Here is a 19,475-nt window from a genome sequence, read left to right as displayed (position 1 = left end):
GGCCATGTTCGAAGAGCTTGCTGCCGACAGTCTCTGTCTTACGAAGCTCATGCGCGGAGCACACGATGTTTGCGACGACTTCAAAGATGTTGCCACGGCAAGTCTGCTCGAAGTCTGGATTGACGAAGCGGAACGCCGTACCTGGTTTCTCTACGAGATCGTGAACGGCAGAGACTGATCGCCGTCGCGTTCAAGAGCAAAGAACTTGAACTTCATCTTCCGCTGCACCAGGCCATAGCAAAACTCCACGATTTTACCCATAGAAGGAATTTGAAATGCAACGAATTCTGATTGTCGAGGCGAGTCCGCGAGGAACAGAGTCAGCCAGCCGTAAAGTCACGGCAAAGTTACGAGAGCGACTGAGCTTGCTCTACCCGGAAGCCACCGTGCTCGAGCGCGACTTGTCGGCACACCCGCTCCCACACCTGAATCATGACACCGTGAAGGGGATCTTCACCAGAGACAAGGTAGAAGCAGAGTCCCTGAGAGACGCACTTCGTCTGTCGGATGAACTCACGGAGGAGCTGCTGTCGGCAGAGATGCTTGTCATTGCGACGCCCTTGTGGAACTTCGGACTACCTTCTTCGCTCAAAGCATGGATCGACCACATCGTTCGGCCGGGAAAGACGTTCAAGTATCTGGCCGCAGGTGTTGAGGGACTGGCAAAGGAGAAGAAAGCCATTCTGGTCCTGGCTTCCGGTGGAGTCTTTACGGAAGGGCCATGGAAAGCATGGGATACAGAAGAGCCCTACCTACGCCTCATTCTCGGTTTTATCGGCATCACGGACGTGCAGACGGTGCGTGCTGAGGGCATCAACATTCCGGACTTGTCGGAGCACGCAGTGCCGAATGGCGAGAAATCAATCGACTCACTTGCACTCTAGAGGAGAAACCATGCTGGACCACATCATCTTGACGGTAAGCAACGTGGAGCACTCGCTCAAGTTCTACGATGCCGCGCTGAAGCCTCTGAACATACGCTTTTTCATGCCTTACAAGGGCGAGAATGGCCATCCCGATCTCTGGGGATTCGGCGATGGCGAGCGGGCATGCTTTTGGCTGAAGCAAGGCACACCCGATCCAGGTTCGATCCACTGGGGATTCAAGGCTGAGAGCAACCGGCAGGTTGACGAGTTTTACAATGCGGCGATAGCTGCTGGCGCGAAGGACAATATCTCGCCACGGGCACGGCTTGAATACTACTCCGGCTATTATGCCGCCGATGTTTTGGACCCGGACGGATATTCGTTCGAAGTGGTTCATAAGAGTTAGTCTCAACAGCTGATGAGCCGGAGATAGCAAAGATCGTTCTTTGCTATCCATCCCAGCACACATGAATTCAATCGAGTGTGGAGAAAGTCCTCTCTGATTTACTGGATAATCACAGCCGAGTGATTTGGTTGTAGGTCAAGATGGTTTTGTCCACGAGAGAAATGCTTCAACAGATTACAGACAGCGTTCGTGTTCCGACCCAATCCACTGTGCAAGATTTCTGTTGCTGCGAGTCAGATTTCCAATGTAGTTCCTGAGCAATCTGGGCATGTGCATTACGGCGGCATACTCCTCTCCAGAAATGGTGGCACTCGTTGCGACAGTTGCAACAGAATAGGGGTTTGGCTTCGGTACTCCCTGTGAGATCCGGAGGCGGTCATCTGCCTCCGGCCATTGGGGGAGAGACGGAAGCTACTCCCTCTTAAGACAATAAGTCTTCGATTGTTCGTGTTGAGACACTTTTGCCCATAGGCTACAACCCTTCGACCATGAGCCTCGTGTCCGGCAATACACTCAGGAATGGCAGCATCAGGTCAGGACGCGCCACGCGGTGGAGAGCATTCAACGCCGAGACAACCGCCCCTTCCTGCCAGCCGGGCAAAGACGAAACCTGATCGCCAATAATGAAGAAAGTTGGATTACTCGCGTCGTCAACTCCTGTGCCCTGAATGATGTGATTGTAATGTCGAACGCTTTCTTCGACGTCGTTCCATTGGGCCCAACCACCCTTGATGAAAGGCATATTCTGCCATGCGACTGTGATCCCGTGTTCGAGACCTTCGGCAAACTTTGCGCCAAATAGCTCTGCACCGGCCCTTGCTTCGCGCAGACGTTCCTCGACGCTCATGCGGCCATATCGAGCGGCATCTTCTGAAAAGTTGTAGGCGCCAGTCAACACCCCTTTTCTGCTGTGATAGCCATTGGAGGGATACCAGATCTGCGTGATTGGGTTATCGGTCCAAGAGATCCCGCCGAAGATGGGCACAACTCCAAGCTCAGAGTCGTCGAATCGCCTCACCAATGAGCCTTCCGCATCAAGGTGAGTGCCGAGCGGCTCTCCTTGCCATAGGCTTCGGTCGGCTTGCCAGCCGACCTTAGTAGTACATGCCAGGAACCGGTTTGTCTCTTCTGCGTTGGCCTGTGCTGCATAGACGGCATGGAGCGCTTGCTTGAATTCATCCGAGAAACCACCGGCTTCGCCGGAAGCCTGCAGACGTTGATCGAGAATTCGTTGCAAAAAGGGAATCGCAAGATTGCAGAAGCAGTAATCGGCATCATACGGCCCTTGAAAAGTGGCAACCCGAAACTGTCCTGTGTCCTGTAAATAGTTGATGGCTATTACTTGCTCATTTAAACGCACCTCTCCTCCGAGTTCAACAACGCGGGTAGCAAAAGCTTCCGCGACCTTGTCCATGCCCCCAATTGGTTGGAATAAGGTTGGCTGCCACACGAAATCGAGAGGTTGATAGAAACGTGTCTTCTCCCAGTACTCTGAAGCGAGCAGCCGATCAAGGTCAATCGCCTCGGCGATCTTGCCAGGACCGACTCCGGGTAGTATGGTGAAGCCCGCGCGATCGGAAGCGTCCTCGTTTTCATCTTGTCCGGGATCACTGGTGCCAACGACATAGCGTCCGTCCGCAGTCAAATCTCCGAAGGTTACCATCAACGAGCGTAATTGTTCGACACGACTCGGATTAATCGAGGAATCTCCGAGCAGTTGTCCTGCATTTTGGTGCACCATTTGAGCGATCCAGCCGCGAGTGTTGTGAGTGAGTTGGCGATTGGCTATGGGGCTAACTCCGTTAGGTCCACCATTCATCTGCGAAAGATTCGATTCACTGGCCATAACATAAATCTCAAGAGGAACTTTGAACTTTCGCAGGTAGTCGAGTAGGAACTTATGGCTCGACGGGATACGTCCAGGACCGGCGTTGAGATAAGGTCGTTCATCTCCAACTAGCTCCTCGAATTGAACCTCTTGTGGAAGGCCAGAGGGACTATTCCAGAGATCGCTATTTTTATCTTCTCTGAGGATATCGCCAGTGCGCAGGGTTAAACAGCGCCCGCCAATGCGGTTGCTCGCTTCAAGAATAGTTACCTGCGCTCCGCTGTTACTGGCAAGTAACTCATATGCGGTGGTTAGCCCACCGATTCCGGCGCCGACGATCACGATTTTCTTTCCGGCAAGACTGCCTCGTGTGATCATGCGTGGGTCGTAAGCGACCTTCATTCGTTCGTTGGTGGCCCGATCAAGCGCAGCCCAGGCACGCGCTGATCGATGGTGGGCGAGATACTCACGACGACTCTCGGACATGTGGGCTCCTACACTCAGATGTGGAATTGCAGAATATGTTATGTATTTCTCAGCGTCAAGTAGTTTTGATCAGCAAGTTAGAACTATGTATTTCAGTTTTTGAAACCACTAACTGGGATAAAGCTGGTGGAATACCACGGAATTTCAATTGCCAGAATAAACAACGTAGTCCTTCGGTACTACCCCCTCCTTCACTCAATTGTCAGATTCTAATAAGGGATCTCTGAAAAACACTGCGTGATTAAGTAAGTATTGGAGCGGAGTTTTTAACATAATCAACTAAAATACAGCGTTTAGTGCACAGCTCAGATTGATTCCAGGGAAGGCGGCGCATCACTGCCGATTCATATGGCACCTACTCTCTCTTCGATTTGGTACGGCTCAACCAGACTCAGAAGCTCACTCCCTGACACCATAGAGTCCACCTCGTCCGGAAACTGCTTCCGCCGTGTCTTCCTCTTGTAGCGATGGAATTTTGTTTGATGGAGCAACGCTATCTGCTGCATACATGATCTTCTCTCGTTTCACCTTACCTGCTACAACCTTGGATCCAAGAGTCTTTGAGATTCCCTTAACGATTTTGGAGTATTTTCAATCTTTTCGAATCCACGGATGGGTCTGAAGCAAAGAGGAGAAATCTGATAGTGGAGCGACTCATTTGAGAAAGAATTTTAGAAAAAGATGCCCTGTCGTCCGGGTCGTGGGAAGGAGGGGGAAATGCTGGAATTCTGCCTCGCCGTAAACTTCCCATTCCTGTTCGAGAATCCGTCGTGTTTCCGAGCCAATTAAGCCCTCATGCCCATGATCCACTCGGGTCAGCAGTTTCGCTATTCCGCAATGTGTCCGTTGCGCAAATCGGTGCCATTTACCGAACTTGACCTTTACGCGTCCGCACTTCCGATAGTGCTCTACCAGTCGTGCCACCTGGGCTTGGTTCAACCCCGTCATATCTTGACATGGATTTTGATTTAAAGATAAACTCCAACCACTAGATTGCAATTATACGATCTGTAAATTGCTAATATGTCGTCTATAAATAATAACTTATAACTGTATATTTTATTCCTGAGCTACGCTAGAGAAAGAAATATCGGAACATAAGAGACGACTTGCATGTGAGATTGCCGAGAGCAAATCGTTGCTCCCGAATTCTTTGTAGTGCTAGGGAAGCTCTGCAAAAATATCGCCTGGCAGCAATATCCTTGGGTTCCTTACACGATGGACAAATGATCTGTGCCATATGATAGTAACTTTCTGGGACGGCATCGTTTGGCGACGGCTCTGCTGGTCTCTAAATTTCCAATACTACTGCGCTCGGACGCTCCGAATTGTTTCTCCTTGGAGGGGTAATGAAAGTTATTCAGGGACTTACATTCGGGTGACAGGCGAGAGTGTGACAGATACTCGTTGGCCCCTAGAGCCTGTTATTAACAGGCTCTAGGGTTGGCCTTGGCTCGCGCGTGTCCGTCTCTTTGAAGTAATCCTTGATAGAAAGGCAGGTTAGCCGCAGACAATGGAAAAGAATGTAAAGAATGTTCTGACTTCAGGATACATAACAGATTTATCCCAGTCTCCAACTCTGACAAAATCCCTCTCGCTACCTAATCGAATGCCTCAATTCCGTCCGCCTGATATGGCTGAAAAACGAGGGAGCCTTGTCGTCTTTTTTTCAGGCCTTTCGGATTTTGACGAAACTGCTATTGCTCGCGAGCTTAGCGCGAGATTTGAGAGTTTTGGATATCGAGTGACACCATTAGAAAATGACGACCTTGGGTTATATCCGTTGCCAGATTCCGAACCCTCGCGATCTACCGACGAAGTGAACCTGCGATGCATAACGGCGATAGCTTCGGAAGTTCTGCGGCACGGTGGGGTAGCGATATGCTTGCTTATGACTCGGAAAGGGACTGTGGGAAAAGAGGCAGTCAAGAAAAGGTGGGCGCGCATCGGGCAGAACACTGCAGCGAGCGATTCGGAATTGCCAGTTGCATGTGAACGGGATGACGAGTGGGAGTCCTTTCGTGTGCACATAAATCGAGACGAAGTATCCTCCTGTCAAAAAAAAGAAAAGTCAATGCAGCTGTTCTCTCGCTTGCTGCAAGCGATGAAGCATCGCCGCTCCAGCTTGAATGATGTTGCACGCGAAACCGGGGTTGAACGGCATGTGGTAGAGAGACTGGTAAGGTCTTTTACGGGAAAGAGTTTTCGTGAACTGCAGCGGGAGGTTCTTTTAGCCCGTTCGGCTGGACTCTTGCGGAGGGGAAAGTCAATCAAAGAGGTTGCATTTGATGTCGGCTTCGGTTCGCCTCAAGCCTTTCATCGTTTTGTCCGCAGAGCTTCGGGGCGTACTCCAACTGCATTGGGCCGCATGGAGTAAGTAATTGGGTCAATTCTTTTACCACAAAAGTTAATAGGTTGTGGTTGTGGTGTCTTCTTGCCTGACCTACTATCTCGCCTGTCGGATGCATTGAGGTGTTTCGCGTTCCTGCGGGAATGGTTACGGTTTACATAAAGGTTTCTGTCTCAAATCTCAGATCGCGAGCCCTGTCATGTACCGCTGGATCCGGCAATGGCCCGTCTGGATCGTTGAGTACCTGAGCGGAAGAGCAAGCCGCTTGAAGTATCACTGTGCATCGTTCTATGCACTTCACCAGGATGCCCGTCGCGGGGCTGAAGGGAATGCAAAAATGACAATGACTGATAGTAAGAGAGTTGGGATGCTCAATGTTTGCGCAACTACAGTCGCCAGGGGGGAGCGGGGCAAAACATTCCTCCCAAGGCCATATAACACCATAGCAATTGCAACCCTGCTGGTTCTACTGTTCTTCGTTGGGTACTGCCGCGCTCAGATCGTGATTCCGGACGCGGGTATCATCAACACTATCGCCGGATCCGGTAAAGGGGGAGATGGCGGTCCGGCGATCAATGCGCGCTTATCGGGGCCGCTTAGTGTAACAGTCGATTCTGGAGGCAACGTTTATATAGCAGACAAGTCCCGTATCCGAAAGGTCTCTGCTTCAACGGGTGATATTAGCACCGTAGCGGGGAATGGAAATGCCGGCTATTCCGGAGACGGAGGCTTGGCTACCAGCGCGAATCTTTTTTCCCCTAATAGGGTCGTAGTCGACGTGAGCGGAAACCTCTTTATAGCAGATACTGGCAATAACCGCATCCGAAAGGTCTCGGCTGCAACAGGTGTTATCAGCACCGTTGCTGGCAATGGAGATAGCGGCTACTCCGGGGACGGTGGTGCTGCGACAAGTGCCGAACTCCATTTGCCAACGGGAGTAGCCGTTGATGCGAGCGGGGACCTCTTTATAGCAGATACTGGTAATAACCGTGTCAGGGAGGTTTCATCTTCAACGGGTATTATCAGCACCGTTGCCGGCAATGGAAATATCTCCTTTGGGTGTTCCGGGAACGGTGGTGCTGCGACAAGCGTGGAACTCAATCTGCCAAGAGGGATAGCAGTCGATGCGTATGGCAACATCTATATAGCAGATACCGAAGGTAGCTGTATAAAGAAAGTGGATACGTCGGGTACTATCAGCACTGTCGCCGGCGATGGGGCTGAGGGGTATGGCGGAGACGGTGGCGTGGCGACAAGCGCCGGACTTGATCGACCTACTGACGTTGCCATCGACGTGTACGGCAACATCTACATAGCAGACCAATTTAGTAATCGCATAAGGATGGTGAACACAATGGGTATTATCAATACTGTCGCCGGCAATGGAGGAGTTGGATCCTATTCCGGAGATGGTGGTCTAGCGACAAGCGCAGAACTCAATCGCCCACAGGGATTAGCACTTGATATGAGCGGCAATATTTATATCGCAGATTCCGCGAATTTCCGCATAAGAGTTGTGGGACATTAATAAAAGTCGGCAATGCTACGGCGTTTTCGGATATGGTTTGAACTTGTGAGAACCGAGGGAGGGCATTTTGTGAAAAAAATGCCCGAATAGCATAGTGACTTAGGTCTACAGACAATCCGAAAAGGAATGCATAAACTAATGCTTGGCTTTCCAATTTCAGGGGTAGAATCCTTGCCACTACCATGCCTCAGAGTTGATGTCGAAGTGCTTAGAACGCTATTGACTTCGATTCGGGTGACCGGGTGCCCCATCCTTCGCGTTTTTTGCGATGGGTGGGGTAGCAGAGGCATAGATATCGGTACTCGAACTCGGTCTATTTCTTCTCGGCATCGGTACAAATCGCCCAGGTTTTGGAGTAACTCCGCTTGTGATACGTATCTCTGAAGTAGCTGGCAAGTTCAAGAAAGACCCCCGGAAAGGCGAAGGCGTTCATTCGCAGGTTGATGCCCGGGCCTAAGGGAAGACACGCTATCATTGCGTTCCCCGAAAAAACCGCTTCTGCTGTCGGTCGCCAAGTATGTTCCTGTCACTCCGGATTCGCAAGCCCGTTTTCGGAGAGACAGACGGGATGTTACTCTCGCCGCCGGACGAGGATTTAGTCGAACGGTGCGGAGGTAAGTCCATACTGAAAGTTTCATTTGGCAGCAATAAAGCCATATCATGGCGATAGAAACTATCTTCTAAGTGCTTGATTTGCTCCTGTGGAATTAACAGAAAATCAATGATCCCAATAAGTCCAAAGACACAAATGACACCTGTGGCACAGATGACCGGTCACCCCACCCTTCGCGAAAGCGCGAAGGGTGGGCATCCCGAAAGCGGGGCTATAACGTAATACCCCTCAGACCGCTGAAGCATTTCCCGCAATTTGCTGGGTTGAAGATCTACTTGAGACCAGCGAAAACCGCTTCCCTTCAGCCAGTTCTGAGTCGCTTTATTGACTCAGACCGCAACGGAGATTGAACCCCTTCCGTCAATCGTGTCTGTTCCAGTGGTGGTGGCTCAGCTCTGACACGAATATGTCTGATGACCCAACACTGTGCAATTTGATGTTTCCGAATGTTGCTGTGCCCTGGTACTCTCCAGTGACAAAAACATTGTCCTCCCGATCGACGGCAATTGCGGGAGTGATGATTGGTTGCGTGGACGGAATTGCAGCGTTTCCAGCCGTCTTTGTCCAAAGCAATTTCTCGCCAGAGTATTTCCGCACGAAAAGATTTCCCAGACTTGCGCCATCAAAGTATCCGGAAATGTAGAGATCTCCTCGCCAGTCGTATGTAACGCCAGTGGCGCCATCTCCCTTGCTTCCTCCCACTCTCACTGCGCGCTTCAATACTCCGTTCGTATCGTAAGTGGAGATCACGCCGTCCCGGTTATAGGGATCGGTGAAATGGCCTCCGCCCAGGTTGATACTTGCTCCCGGCGGCTGTGAGCCAACCACAGTCTTCGCCTCACTTGGCGATCCAAAATCGATATTTCCGATGAAGCCCACAATGCTGATCTCGCCGTGAGGACTTACTGCAACACCGCTCCCGTTGGCCTTGTATCCACCGATATCGTCCACCCATTTCACGTTGCCGTTCTTATCGTATTTGGCCAGAAAGGTATCGCCTGGATAGTCGCTTGTAGTCTGTGCCGGGCTCAATCCAGTCACGGTTATATCGTTGCCATCGGCGCTGGAGAAGGTAGTGGTATCTTCAAACCAGCCGGTAATATAGGCATTGTCTCGGGTATCGACCGCAACTGTGGACGGAAGACTGTTGGGGGCACCCTGGTTTATTTGCCCCCATTGGAAATTCCCATCGGTATTGTACTTAACCAGCAGCATATGCCAGGTACCGGCACCAGGAACGGTATCGATCCTCCCGTTGGCTGAGGAGAATGTCGTATCGCCCTGGCTCAGAACAGCTATATAGATCGTGCCGGTCTGGGCGTTCACCGTTATCCCCCCTCCATAGTTGAGACCATAAAACGGCAAGATGCCCGTTTGCACCCACAGAACAACGCCTGAGGGGCTGTATTTCGCAAGGAAGGTGGTCTGCCCTACCCCCGACACGGTCTTGGTTACACCGTTGGTAGAGCCAAATACTGCGGAGGTCCTGAAGCCTCCGGTCAGGTAGACATTCCCTTGTTTATCAAGGTCCAATCCAAAACCGATGTCATCCTCCGAGCCGCCAGCCCGCACTAGCCAAAGCAGATTCCCGGAACGTCCGTACTTGGCAAGGAATATGTCCGATCCACCCGCAGAAACAAGCGTGGTGCCTGAGAACTTTGCGGTCGAGCTGAAATTCCCCGTCACAAATTGGTCGCCATGAGGTCCCACCTTTATTGCGTTGGCGACGCTTTCACCTGTTCCTCCACCACTGATCGCGCGCACCCAAGACGGGGGATCTGTTCGCCTGCATTTGGCCGAATCGGTGAATGCCGTCGTGCTGTTGGAGTTATAAACATCTGTCGATGTCTGAGCGCTTGCGTGAGAGTTGACCACACTCGGTATCAGCAACGGTGCGATTGTAAGCATCATGCCCACAAACTTAAACAAGGCAGTATTCATCTTGCTGTTGAAGCAAATCGGGGATTTCATTGTTCCGCCTCCACGGGTCCTTGGTATCGGCATGGAGCGAAGACGTCCCAGCGGTGGAGGCGTTGGGTTTTAGCCTCCCCAAAATCGGCGCAGAGCGAACGTCCGCGTTTCTGATGCGGTACGCCCAACGCGTCCTATTCTATCCACTTTTTATGGGTTCTTCCTCACTCAATCGAAGTCTTTCAGTACAGAATCAGCGTTCTATTCGTAGGATTAATGCGAAACAGAATCGAATCATACAAATGCAAAAATGAGGAAGGCCATGAATCCAACGGCAAAGAGACAACCGGCCAACACCCACAATTTGCATGGTCTAGGCATAGATAGAACGAGAGTAATAGCTGCGCCGATTCCTGCTACAAAGCTCAAGAAACGGCTAAGTACAACGGCTACTGGTCTACCATAGCATTGGATAAAACACCGCGATCGCGATGATTCTCATAAACACATCTTCCGTAAAGTTTTGGTAAGAATGATCAACACAGTAGGGCAACCTCGAAATTCGTGCAAAGGGGATAGATCGGGTACGGAGGCTATGCATGCTCGATAGGTTCACTGAAACTCTGATTGCGACAGTAGTCATCCGTTATGCGCCGGGCGTGACATCAATCGCCCTAGAGCGCCAGTGCAAATCGCAATGTCTGGAATTCTCCTTTTTGTGCTACAGCATAGGCAATATACGGGACTCGACGGAATGCCGCTGTACGAATACTGCGTGCCGAATCTCCAAGGTATCTAGCGACGCATTGGACGAGGCCTTTGTCTGTGTCGCAACGACTTCAAAGCCACCTGGAATTAGACTCTTTCCGTAACCTTCCACAAATTTGGCCGAGATTTGGTTCCGGGGTACAACAGCGCCACTCGCGGGAGAACGCCATGAGCCAGGGCACAAACAACGCGGAGTTATGGTAGCCACCACGGCAGAGGGTCCCGGTGCTTGAGGTCACCGAGCGAAGCTCTCGGCGACAGAGCGCCTGCCCCTGGAGATCTACCTTGAGACCGCTTTGAAGGGTGAATCAATCCATCCTCAAGGAGTGGGCTCAAAGACAAGCGATCTCCGTTAAAGACGAAGAATGGAGCAACCTACACCGGCAGCTTCTGCGGACACACTCAGCGGTGTCGCCGAGGCGATTCCTTATTCCGAATTTCAAATCACTGTCGAACTGGTGAAGAGCGGAACCAGATCGCCTGCGAAAAGAGCGAATCAATCTGAATGGGGTAGCCACATGCAAGAATAGATCCAACAGGAGCAATCAAATTGGACCTGAATCTATCGATTGGCATGACAGGCGAAAAGAACGAGATGGTAACCAGCAACAATACGGCGATCAAGTATGGCAGCGGAAACGTTTCTGTGTATGCAACGCCGGCCATGATTGGATTGATGGAGGGGGCGGCTGTCAATGCTATCGATTCTCACCTGCCGGACGGCATGAGCACCGTCGGAATCGACTTGAAGATCAAGCACACAGCTGCAACTCCGGTAGGTTTAGCGGTACGCGCCGTCGCCGAACTTACGGAAATCGATGACAGACGCCTCATCTTTTCCGTGAAAGCGTTTGATGAAAAGGAACAGATCGGCTCGGGTACTCACGAGAGGTTTGTCATCAGCATTAAAAAATTTCTCGAGAAAGCAGAAGCAAAAAAGTAAGTCTTGTCGATCAAACCGATATCAATATTCGATGTGCCTTCCCGAGGAACGGGCTGGTCTCCCGGTTGGTTCGTGCTTCTGGAAAGTTGCCGCAACCCATCCAGTGCACTAGCAAACCTCCCGGCGCCGTCAGATGCCATATCGAAATCGCACTACCGCTTTGACCTTTTCTCGCCTTTGAGAATATTTGAAAATGCAGCTGTAGCTTAGGTATTTCCGGGCCGAGCAGTGTGTTTTGGCTTTCAAAATTATAGTCAATATTTTAACTCTTATTAGGTATAATTAACTATAAGAGGCAATATATTGGCTGTTTATCTTAAAACGGTACAAGAGGTACAGAGAGGAATTTCAGGGCGATTCAAGGCCCGGCGTCTTGCCGTGAACCTGACGCAGAGAGAGTTGTCGGCGCGTTCGGGAGTGACCTTGAGTTCGTTGAAGCGATTTGAGCGCGAGGGACTGATCGCATTGGATTCGCTTTTGAATCTAGCCTTGGTGCTGGGTTGCCTTGACGATTTTGACAAGCTGGCCGTGGGAAGTGAGCCAATCCCGGCCGCCCAGTCGCTCGACGCCCTACTGACTACGCCGATATCGCGTCGCAGAGCGACGGGCAGAAAAGTACGCAGCCATGGCGTATAGCCCGACAGAATTGCTGACCGCCTATCTGGATGCGCGAGACCAACGCCGCAAGATTGGGCGCCTCGCGTTCAAGAATAGACAGGTTTTTTTCGAGTATGATGCTGCATTCATCGCTTCTGACATAGAGATTTCGCCAATCAAACTTCCCCTCCGGTCTGGTGTAGCTGTTGCCGACACCCCAATCTTCGATGGCCTGTTCGGCGTATTCAATGACAGCCTGCCGGATGGCTGGGGCCGCCTTCTACTCGACCGCACGGTGGAAAAACATGGAATTCATCGCGGACAACTGAATCCGCTCGACCGGCTAGCCTATGTGGGACGGCATGGCATGGGTGCTCTCAGTTACGAGCCGGAACTGGGGCAGCAAAACGCCGATGATGCTCCGCTGGCGCTTGACAAGCTTGCTGAGGAATCGGCTGTCGTGCTGGCCGGAGAAAACGAAGAGATATTCGAAGAGTTGCTACGGCTTAACGGCTCCTCTTCCGGTGCCCGGCCCAAGATCGTGGCGCAGGTGAGCAGAGACAAGAAAAGGATCATTCATGGCCAGCAGGAATTGCAACCCGGTTTCGCGCACTGGATGATCAAGTTTCCGTCTTCCTTGGACCCTCGGGACGTAGGGGCTATCGAATTCGCCTATAGCCTGATGGCCAAGGATGCAGGTGTGGAGATGCCTGAAACCCATCTTTTCCGCACTAAAAGAAACAAGTACTTCGGCACGAAGCGCTTCGACCGGGAAGGAGATGCTCGCATCCATATGCATAGCCTTGGTGGCCTGATCCATGCCGATCATCGCAGTCCCAGCCTTGACTACGAAATGGTTTTGCGCGTAACACTGGCGTTGACGAGGAACATTCTGGAGGCTGAAAAGGCTTATGCACTGGCCTGCTTCAATGTCCTTGCTCATAACCGCGATGATCACGTAAAGAATTTTTCGTTTCTTCTCAATGCGAGAAACGAGTGGATTTTTGCGCCTGCCTACGACCTAGTCTTTTCCTATGGCCCAGGTGGCGAGCAAAGTATGCTCGTGATGGGCGAGGGAAAGAATCCCGGCATAACCCAACTTCAGGCGTTGGGCAAGCAGCATGGGATAAAAAACGCGCCGGAGATTCTGGCGAAAGTAAAAAAGGCCGTGGCCAAGTGGCCGCGCTATGCAGAACAAGCAGACGTATCGCGAAAATCCACCAAAGAGATCGCGGAGAAGATCAAGTTGTAGTGATCCTATATCTTTTGCAGAAACTACGGTCGAATCATGCTTATTCCAGGGATAGGTCGAAGTTAGCAAATGATGTAAGGTTATTCTTTGGCAACCAAACAATGTGCTCGTAGAGATTGGTCCGAGCACATCGTTCCGAATCTGTTGCGCTCCATCTTGCCTTTGGTATTTCCACCTACCCCGAAACAAGGAGATTGCTATGAACGCAGATCCGGCCACCGGAACTGCGCCGAAGCGTGCTTTTTCATGGCATCTGCTGTGGCAAAGTCTTAGGATGTTGCGCCCGCAGTAAGAAATCGATGGTGTCACCTGGCTTGGTGCCGATTTTTTGTATGCCTCTACTGAAAACAAATAATTTAACCTTTGTGTTTCCGCGAATGGTCGTCGGCCAAGAAAGGGGCGTTCGGTTTGATTTCCGGACACCCCTGCGGATGTGCAGTGCGAATATTGCCAGGATGGACTGCGCCTTCTACTTTGTCGCCGTTGCTGCCACGTCGGTGATAAAGGTATAACCGTTAGGAACGCCCCATCCGGTTACGTTGTCCCAGCCTGGTGTAACGGTAAGCGAGGTATCGGTCCCAAACGTCTGAACCAGGTAGTCTCCACTGTGATTGAGACTGGAATCATAGAGCGCGCTGTAGAACTGGGTCGTGTTTGCCAGTGGCGCAGCCAGGGTAGCTGCGGAGTAGTAGGTTGGGCCGTCAGTCGTGATATAGAAGCCAACGACATTCTCCGGGCTAGAGGTTGGTACGATATCGGTAATAGCACCCTTGGGCAGAGTCCTGAGCAGCGGCGCCAATTGTCCCAGCGGCGCTCCAGCTTTCTCCGAAGCCAAAGACACGATAGCCGAAAATACAGGACTCGCAAGACTGGTGCCACCGATGGAGCCAAGCTCTCCATAGTAGACGAATATCGCGCCGGTAAATGGATCGGCGATATCAGCAATGTCCGGTTCCTGACGACCGGTTCCAGGCAAGGCCTTTTGCCATTTGGGCTTAGAAATTAAAGTGCTTTCTCCACCGCCTGAGCCACCGAAAAAATATCCAGAACCTGGAGTGATGGGATAGGTCCAGCCAAAGGACAGATCGTCTTGATTGTTTCCCCAACCCACTTCGGAGGCAGTGCCATCGCTATTGAGTATGTCGATGCTGGTTCCGCCGACCGCAGTCGCATATGCGGAAGTGGCCGGGTAGGATGCTCCGCCCGCGTTGGGAGAGCCCGTTCCCTCATCCCCGTAATCTCCGGTGGAGAAGTTTACCGTCACACCAGCCGCTGCTGCGGTCTCAAGCGTCTGCTCGAAACCCAGAACGGTGTGGTAGCCCCAAAGAAACTCAGGGTAGCCGTAGCTGTTGGAAATTACGTTGCCCAGTTTTTTTGTGACTGCGTACTGGATGCCGTATTCCAATTCAGACCAATCCTGCGTGGGGAGAATGAGCAGAACGATTTTGGCCTTAGGCGCAATCGCGTGTGCCCATTGAACATCCAGATCAGCCTCTTCGGTCCAGTCGGTAATGTAGTTGAGTTCATACGAACTTGGTTGTCCATCCGGATAAATAATTTGGAAGTTGCTCTTCGTGGGCGCTGGCAGGCCAGTCCACTGGGAGAAGTTAGCGAAATCCGAGGCTACCTGCGAGCCATAAGATGGACCGTCGACCAGCACTATGGTTTGGCCCTCGCCCTGGTAGCCCGCCTTATACGCCTTTTGTAATCCGTAATAGCTTTGCAGTTGCGCCGGAGTCCAGCCGCAAGGAAGATCTATGGTGTCGTAGACGTTTCCGTAGTACGTGGCTGCTGGCAGCGCGGGAGTTCCTTGGGTCGTAAATTGAACGCTCGCGGCGGAGGTAAAGCATGTATTCGTGAATAGTTTGCTCAGATCCGGATTCGTGCCTTTCTTGACTGAAATGAAAGGCCTCGTTTTGCCAGTCTTCGGGTTCTTAACAACGGCAAGATGCGACTTGAGCGGCATGTTAGATAGACCCGATACAGATTTGACCAGGCTGCCTGCAGCACCGGTGAGCGCTGCTGGCCTAACGTTGGAATGGAAGAAATGGCCCTCCCGTTCAAAGTCATGAATGTTCGTCTGGAAGGCGCTCTCAAGCTGAGAGATCGTGCCGCGCGCGCGAATTGTTGAATGTTGACTATCGGCTTCTATGGTGGCTAGTCCGTGAGACTCGAGTTCTTTCTTGACGACCGCAATATCTTCGGCCGTAGCTCCATAGCGGGCGATCTCCGCTGGCGTCATCCAATGGTGAAAGGTTGGCGATCCGGAACGGTACAGTTCCTCCACGGCCTTATCGAACCCTGCCTGGTCGTGCAGTTTGAGATGAACGGTGATAGTAGCCGTTTTCTCCGGCCGCGACGAGCCATGATCGGAGGCATACTGGGCGACATTGGGAACATCGAGCTGCGTTTGGGCCTTGACGGTAGGCAGAATAAAGGGAGTCAATGCCAACAGCGCAATGCACCGGGTTAGATGCTTCTTAATTAAAATTGAAGTGACGCGCGACTTAGACATGGCAGTTAGTTTCTCCTTCAAGGGGGATAGATACGGTTAGTAAAAACGTGAGGAGTTAGACACAGAGCTATCCGACTGTGCCGCGGGCCAGTAGAGAGCGATAAAATCGGGGACTGCCCTGAGGTTGCAAGTGGCGACGCCTGGAGGCACACCACCGCGATCGCATGCGGAGGCACACAAGAGAAGCGGCATCGGAACTCACGGAGTTACCCGCAGGTCAAGACATAGATCAAAATAGAATCAACACATGGGACGAGATATAACGACATACCTCGTCCACTTGGGCGGAAGAGGTATCCGTGGGAAGACTGAGTTCTCCAGTTGACTGAATCGTCCTGACACGACGCTGGATGGTCAAGGCTCTCAGTAGGGTACCGAATTGTGGGGATAAGAACGGGGCCCTGCAAATTCGCTAAAACGATTTTGTCGTTACCTTGATCTTGTGTCAACAGGAATTTCTTCGCACGCAAAGGTCGCGAAGCCAGATACTGCAGCTGTAGTTCGGATACAGCCGACATACGTATAAGAATAATGGGACATAGGCTGGACGTCGCCTACCTTCGCGATCAGACGCAGAGTAAGATCCTCTGTGGTTACAGCCCGGCTCGAATGCATGAGAATACCGCAGACCGTATGCAGGCACGGTATGCTCCTTTTTTCCTTCCCCGGCCAGTACTGTGTAGTTCGCAGCAAGCCTGCTGGCTCGGTGTGTGTTCGCCTGTAGTTGAACTCAATCGTATCGTGAAGAACCAGGATCGGAGAGCTGTTCCTCGTAACCGTCTGCTCTGGCGGCCATCTTCGAACTGACATCCTGCTACTTCATATTCTATCCATCCCTTCGCATACTCCTCCGACGACTCTCGGTACTCCGCGGTCTGAACCTATCGATGTCTTCTCGTGAAAACCATCAGGCCGCGAGTGGTAGGTACACCATAAGTGCCTGACTTGATGCGGAGTACGGTCCATTAATATCTGCCAATATTACTGTATGAGTTGTGGGTAACTGAAAGTATCTGAAGACCATCTTAATTACAGCGGTCTTTCATGAGAAGGCCCGAGCTTGTCAAGATTTGAAGGTTCCTCTTCTTGGTCAGTCCGTTATGACTGCATCGTTCGCAGAAGAAGAGAGTTTCAAATAGCGCTGAGCTTCGTGGAGTCATTCCGCTGTTTTGGGTTTGCGACATGCTAACTTCAATCCGGTTTTACTGTGACGCACTCGGTTTCGAAGTCTCAGCTACATCTCCGGTCCTGGGCGAAGCTTGAAAGTGGGTGTCTCCCCGTTCGATGGGTTTGCATCTGAGCTGCATGTGGAATCCCCATGCCCCAATTAGCTGTATCCACATCACCAGGGCAGATAGCGGACTCACTCTTCACTCCAGAGACTGCTGATTTCGCCGATTTGAAGAACGGGGGGCAGACTGGTGGCTTACTTATCTTTGAGGGCTGGCGTCCCCAGAGATCAACCCTCACATTAGGATAGGCGTCATTGTTGACGCAATTTCCGGGGATATGCTAATTTCTCCGCATGGTTTTCATGCCTTCATTGCGTGGTTGTTGTTCCATCCGGTAACAACTGGGTGAGCGATCTGCTTCCGGTGCCAGCCTGATTCACCAGCCAACTCATCCAGAAATTTCCATAATCTGCTGCTACACGCAGAGACATGGCAACTGCTCCAGAGCTTATGGCAGACGCTTCCTATTTCCGGAGGATTCTGATGCGTTCTTCGATTCTCTCTCCCAGGTTTCTCGCATGGACCTATTTAGCCCTGCTGTCCGGTTCTTCCCCCGACAGCCGCACGTCTATCGCCCGGCAGCTACCTTCCGCACCCGTCGCACTTGTCGAGAAACCCGAAACTATTGAGTGGGTATATCGGATTCGTTACGGCTATCACGATGAGTGGTTTCGGATCTTTCGCAAATACCAACTCGCGATTGGAGGGAGAACTCGCCCGCCAGTTGTTTCCTGATCTGGAGGCCTTTCATCGGGAGGAGAATCGTCGATGGGAACTTACCACTAATCATTGGGATCTCCCAATCCATGTCATCGACATCAACGCAACGGAGTAACTACCACAAGGAGCAACTTATGAGCGATATTTTGAACGATGTCCTGGCTGCGAACCACGAGCACAGTCAGAATTTCGGAGATAAGGGAAAACTTGCCCTACCACCCGCGCGCCGATTTGCTATTCTCACGTGCATGGACGCACGGCTGGATCCGGCGAAGTTCGCTGGCCTGTCTGAAGGCGATGCTCACGTGATCCGCAATGCAGGCGGTCGAGCCAGTGACGATGCTATCCGCTCGCTGGTGATTAGTTATAAGCTGCTTGGCACGCGCGAATTCTTCGTGATCCATCACACTGATTGTGGAATGCAGTTCTTCACCAACGAGGTGATTCGCGGATTGCTGGCCAGTAGCCTGGAAACAGCAGAACTGACTTCGACAGGTTTTCGCGATGTAGGCCGGGGACCTGGTTCGCGAGCCGGTGAGTACATTGAGTGGCTCACGATCTCCGACGTGGAGCAGTCGGTCGTGGACGATGTCACGCGGATTCGTCATCACCCTCTCGTGCCGGCGACGATTCCGATCTACGGATACATCTACGACGTCCGGAGCGGCCGCCTGATCGAAGTCGATAAGGCCACGCAAGCCGGACGGCCGGATTCAGACGCTAACATCGGTTCGAGACACGAGACTGCTGCGTAACTTCTGCTGTGTTTGAATGACAACGAATCAATTATGGTGGTCGATTTACGCTCGTGATCTCCGGCCACCTCTTCTCCTGAAGATACAATGCGGTTCGCAAAAAGGGGTAAAGGAGAGGGCCGAACTCGGCGCAGCCATTTCACCAAAGAATGACGGCGCCGAACAAATCTAATCCCTCATGCTGTTAACGAAACTGCTATAACGCGCATAGGTCTGTAAAAATCTGTATTAATGGGTTCGATCTCTGCCTGGTGTTCCAGATCTCATGCGCGTAAGGAAGTGAATGATACTTCAGTGTTTTTCAAATTAACGGATCAGTACTGCTTTATCTGCGTGTCGATCTGATCGGTCCACGCCAGGATGCCGCCAGCAAGATTAGCCACATTATAATAGCTAGATTGCTGAAGAAGTTCGGCAATTTGCTGGCTACGTCCACCCGATTTGCAATGCACAATGATCTCTTTGTCGCGATGGATTTCGCTGAGCCGCCGCGGAACATCATTTTGCAGGATGAGTTTGCCTCCAATGTTGGCAATCTGGTATTCGAATGGCTCGTGGCCGGCCGAGAACAAGCAGATCCTCGCCTGCGTCAATGCACCGTTTCAGATCTTTCACGCTGACTGCCTGACCGAGATTGCGGATACATGGGGAGTGGTTAACCTCCCAATCTTAATAATCGGTAATCGGTCATTGCCGGGCACCTTG

The 19,475-nt window shown here is 51.7% G+C and carries 18 protein-coding genes; 12 read left to right on the top strand and 6 right to left on the bottom strand.

Going from position 1 to position 19,475, the window contains the following annotated elements; translation table 11 throughout:
- Positions 1-4 precede the first annotated feature (4 nt).
- From AC6I7T_RS01230 to AC6I7T_RS01220, 3 genes are all read left to right on the top strand, one after another.
- Entirely contained in the window at positions 5-178 is a 174-nt protein-coding gene (locus AC6I7T_RS01230) for a ferritin-like domain-containing protein (protein WP_497787954.1), read from the top strand.
- 97 nt (positions 179-275) lie between these two features.
- Positions 276-884 (top strand): FMN-dependent NADH-azoreductase, encoded by a 609-nt coding sequence (locus AC6I7T_RS01225; RefSeq protein WP_497787952.1) that lies wholly within the window; start codon positions 276-278, stop codon positions 882-884.
- A gap of 10 nt (positions 885-894) precedes the next feature.
- Positions 895-1,272: a VOC family protein gene (locus tag AC6I7T_RS01220; RefSeq protein ID WP_497787950.1), complete on the top strand. Its 378-nt coding sequence runs from the start codon at positions 895-897 to the stop codon at positions 1,270-1,272.
- Positions 1,273-1,744: 472 nt separating this feature from the next.
- Here the strand turns inward: AC6I7T_RS01220 and AC6I7T_RS01215 are convergent, their stop codons facing one another.
- On the bottom strand, positions 1,745-3,586 hold the full coding sequence (locus AC6I7T_RS01215) for a flavin monoamine oxidase family protein (protein WP_497787948.1): 1,842 nt from the start codon (positions 3,584-3,586) through the stop codon (positions 1,745-1,747).
- 399 nt (positions 3,587-3,985) lie between these two features.
- Complete coding sequence (locus tag AC6I7T_RS01210) at positions 3,986-4,114, bottom strand: hypothetical protein (RefSeq protein ID WP_497787946.1); 129 nt, start codon at positions 4,112-4,114, stop codon at positions 3,986-3,988.
- Between the two features lie 1,546 nt (positions 4,115-5,660).
- Between AC6I7T_RS01210 and AC6I7T_RS01205 the strand changes: the two genes are divergently transcribed.
- Together AC6I7T_RS01205 and AC6I7T_RS01200 are read left to right on the top strand one after the other, a co-directional pair.
- Positions 5,661-5,963, top strand: coding sequence for a helix-turn-helix domain-containing protein (locus AC6I7T_RS01205; RefSeq protein ID WP_497787945.1), 303 nt, complete (start codon positions 5,661-5,663; stop codon positions 5,961-5,963).
- A gap of 172 nt (positions 5,964-6,135) precedes the next feature.
- Entirely contained in the window at positions 6,136-7,464 is a 1,329-nt protein-coding gene (locus AC6I7T_RS01200) for an NHL domain-containing protein (protein WP_497787943.1), read from the top strand.
- Positions 7,465-8,437: 973 nt separating this feature from the next.
- Here AC6I7T_RS01200 and AC6I7T_RS01195 read toward each other — a convergent pair.
- Positions 8,438-10,048: a hypothetical protein gene (locus tag AC6I7T_RS01195; protein WP_497787942.1), complete on the bottom strand. Its 1,611-nt coding sequence runs from the start codon at positions 10,046-10,048 to the stop codon at positions 8,438-8,440.
- A 1,073-nt stretch (positions 10,049-11,121) separates the two neighbouring features.
- On the opposite strand from AC6I7T_RS01195, the gene AC6I7T_RS01190 reads away from it, so the two are divergent.
- The 4 genes from AC6I7T_RS01190 to AC6I7T_RS01175 all read left to right on the top strand — a co-directional run bounded on the left by AC6I7T_RS01190 (position 11,122) and on the right by AC6I7T_RS01175 (position 13,548).
- Positions 11,122-11,286: a hypothetical protein gene (locus AC6I7T_RS01190; protein WP_497787941.1), complete on the top strand. Its 165-nt coding sequence runs from the start codon at positions 11,122-11,124 to the stop codon at positions 11,284-11,286.
- Between the two features lie 20 nt (positions 11,287-11,306).
- A complete protein-coding gene (locus AC6I7T_RS01185; RefSeq protein ID WP_497787940.1) occupies positions 11,307-11,699 on the top strand; it encodes a thioesterase family protein in 393 nt (130 codons plus the stop codon).
- A gap of 303 nt (positions 11,700-12,002) precedes the next feature.
- Complete coding sequence (locus AC6I7T_RS01180) at positions 12,003-12,335, top strand: helix-turn-helix domain-containing protein (protein WP_497787938.1); 333 nt, start codon at positions 12,003-12,005, stop codon at positions 12,333-12,335.
- Positions 12,325-13,548: a type II toxin-antitoxin system HipA family toxin gene (locus AC6I7T_RS01175; RefSeq protein ID WP_497787936.1), complete on the top strand. Its 1,224-nt coding sequence runs from the start codon at positions 12,325-12,327 to the stop codon at positions 13,546-13,548. The genes AC6I7T_RS01180 and AC6I7T_RS01175 overlap by 11 nt, the downstream gene beginning before the upstream one ends.
- A gap of 469 nt (positions 13,549-14,017) precedes the next feature.
- Here AC6I7T_RS01175 and AC6I7T_RS01170 read toward each other — a convergent pair whose 3' ends face one another.
- Complete coding sequence (locus AC6I7T_RS01170; protein ID WP_497787935.1) at positions 14,018-16,063, bottom strand: S53 family peptidase; 2,046 nt, start codon at positions 16,061-16,063, stop codon at positions 14,018-14,020.
- A gap of 1,104 nt (positions 16,064-17,167) precedes the next feature.
- Between AC6I7T_RS01170 and AC6I7T_RS01165 the strand changes: the two genes are divergently transcribed.
- The gene (locus AC6I7T_RS01165) at positions 17,168-17,326 is read left to right on the top strand and encodes a VOC family protein (protein ID WP_497788334.1); all 159 of its coding nucleotides are present in this window, start codon (positions 17,168-17,170) and stop codon (positions 17,324-17,326) included.
- Between the two features lie 277 nt (positions 17,327-17,603).
- Here the strand turns inward: AC6I7T_RS01165 and AC6I7T_RS01160 are convergent, their stop codons facing one another.
- Positions 17,604-17,726 carry a hypothetical protein gene (locus tag AC6I7T_RS01160; protein ID WP_497787933.1) on the bottom strand — a complete coding sequence of 41 codons (123 nt, stop codon included), beginning with the start codon at positions 17,724-17,726 and terminating at the stop codon, positions 17,604-17,606.
- 52 nt (positions 17,727-17,778) lie between these two features.
- On the opposite strand from AC6I7T_RS01160, the gene AC6I7T_RS01155 reads away from it, so the two are divergent.
- Positions 17,779-18,030 carry a hypothetical protein gene (locus tag AC6I7T_RS01155; RefSeq protein ID WP_497787931.1) on the top strand — a complete coding sequence of 84 codons (252 nt, stop codon included), beginning with the start codon at positions 17,779-17,781 and terminating at the stop codon, positions 18,028-18,030.
- 119 nt (positions 18,031-18,149) lie between these two features.
- Positions 18,150-18,770: a beta-class carbonic anhydrase gene (locus tag AC6I7T_RS01150; protein WP_497787930.1), complete on the top strand. Its 621-nt coding sequence runs from the start codon at positions 18,150-18,152 to the stop codon at positions 18,768-18,770.
- 314 nt (positions 18,771-19,084) lie between these two features.
- Here the strand turns inward: AC6I7T_RS01150 and AC6I7T_RS01145 are convergent, their stop codons facing one another.
- The gene (locus tag AC6I7T_RS01145; RefSeq protein WP_497787928.1) at positions 19,085-19,342 is read right to left on the bottom strand and encodes a rhodanese-like domain-containing protein; all 258 of its coding nucleotides are present in this window, start codon (positions 19,340-19,342) and stop codon (positions 19,085-19,087) included.
- Positions 19,343-19,475 lie beyond the last annotated feature (133 nt).

The sequence above is a fragment of the Humiphilus diazotrophicus genome (assembly GCF_059726315.1).
This window is presented reverse-complemented; position numbering and strand designations above follow the sequence as displayed.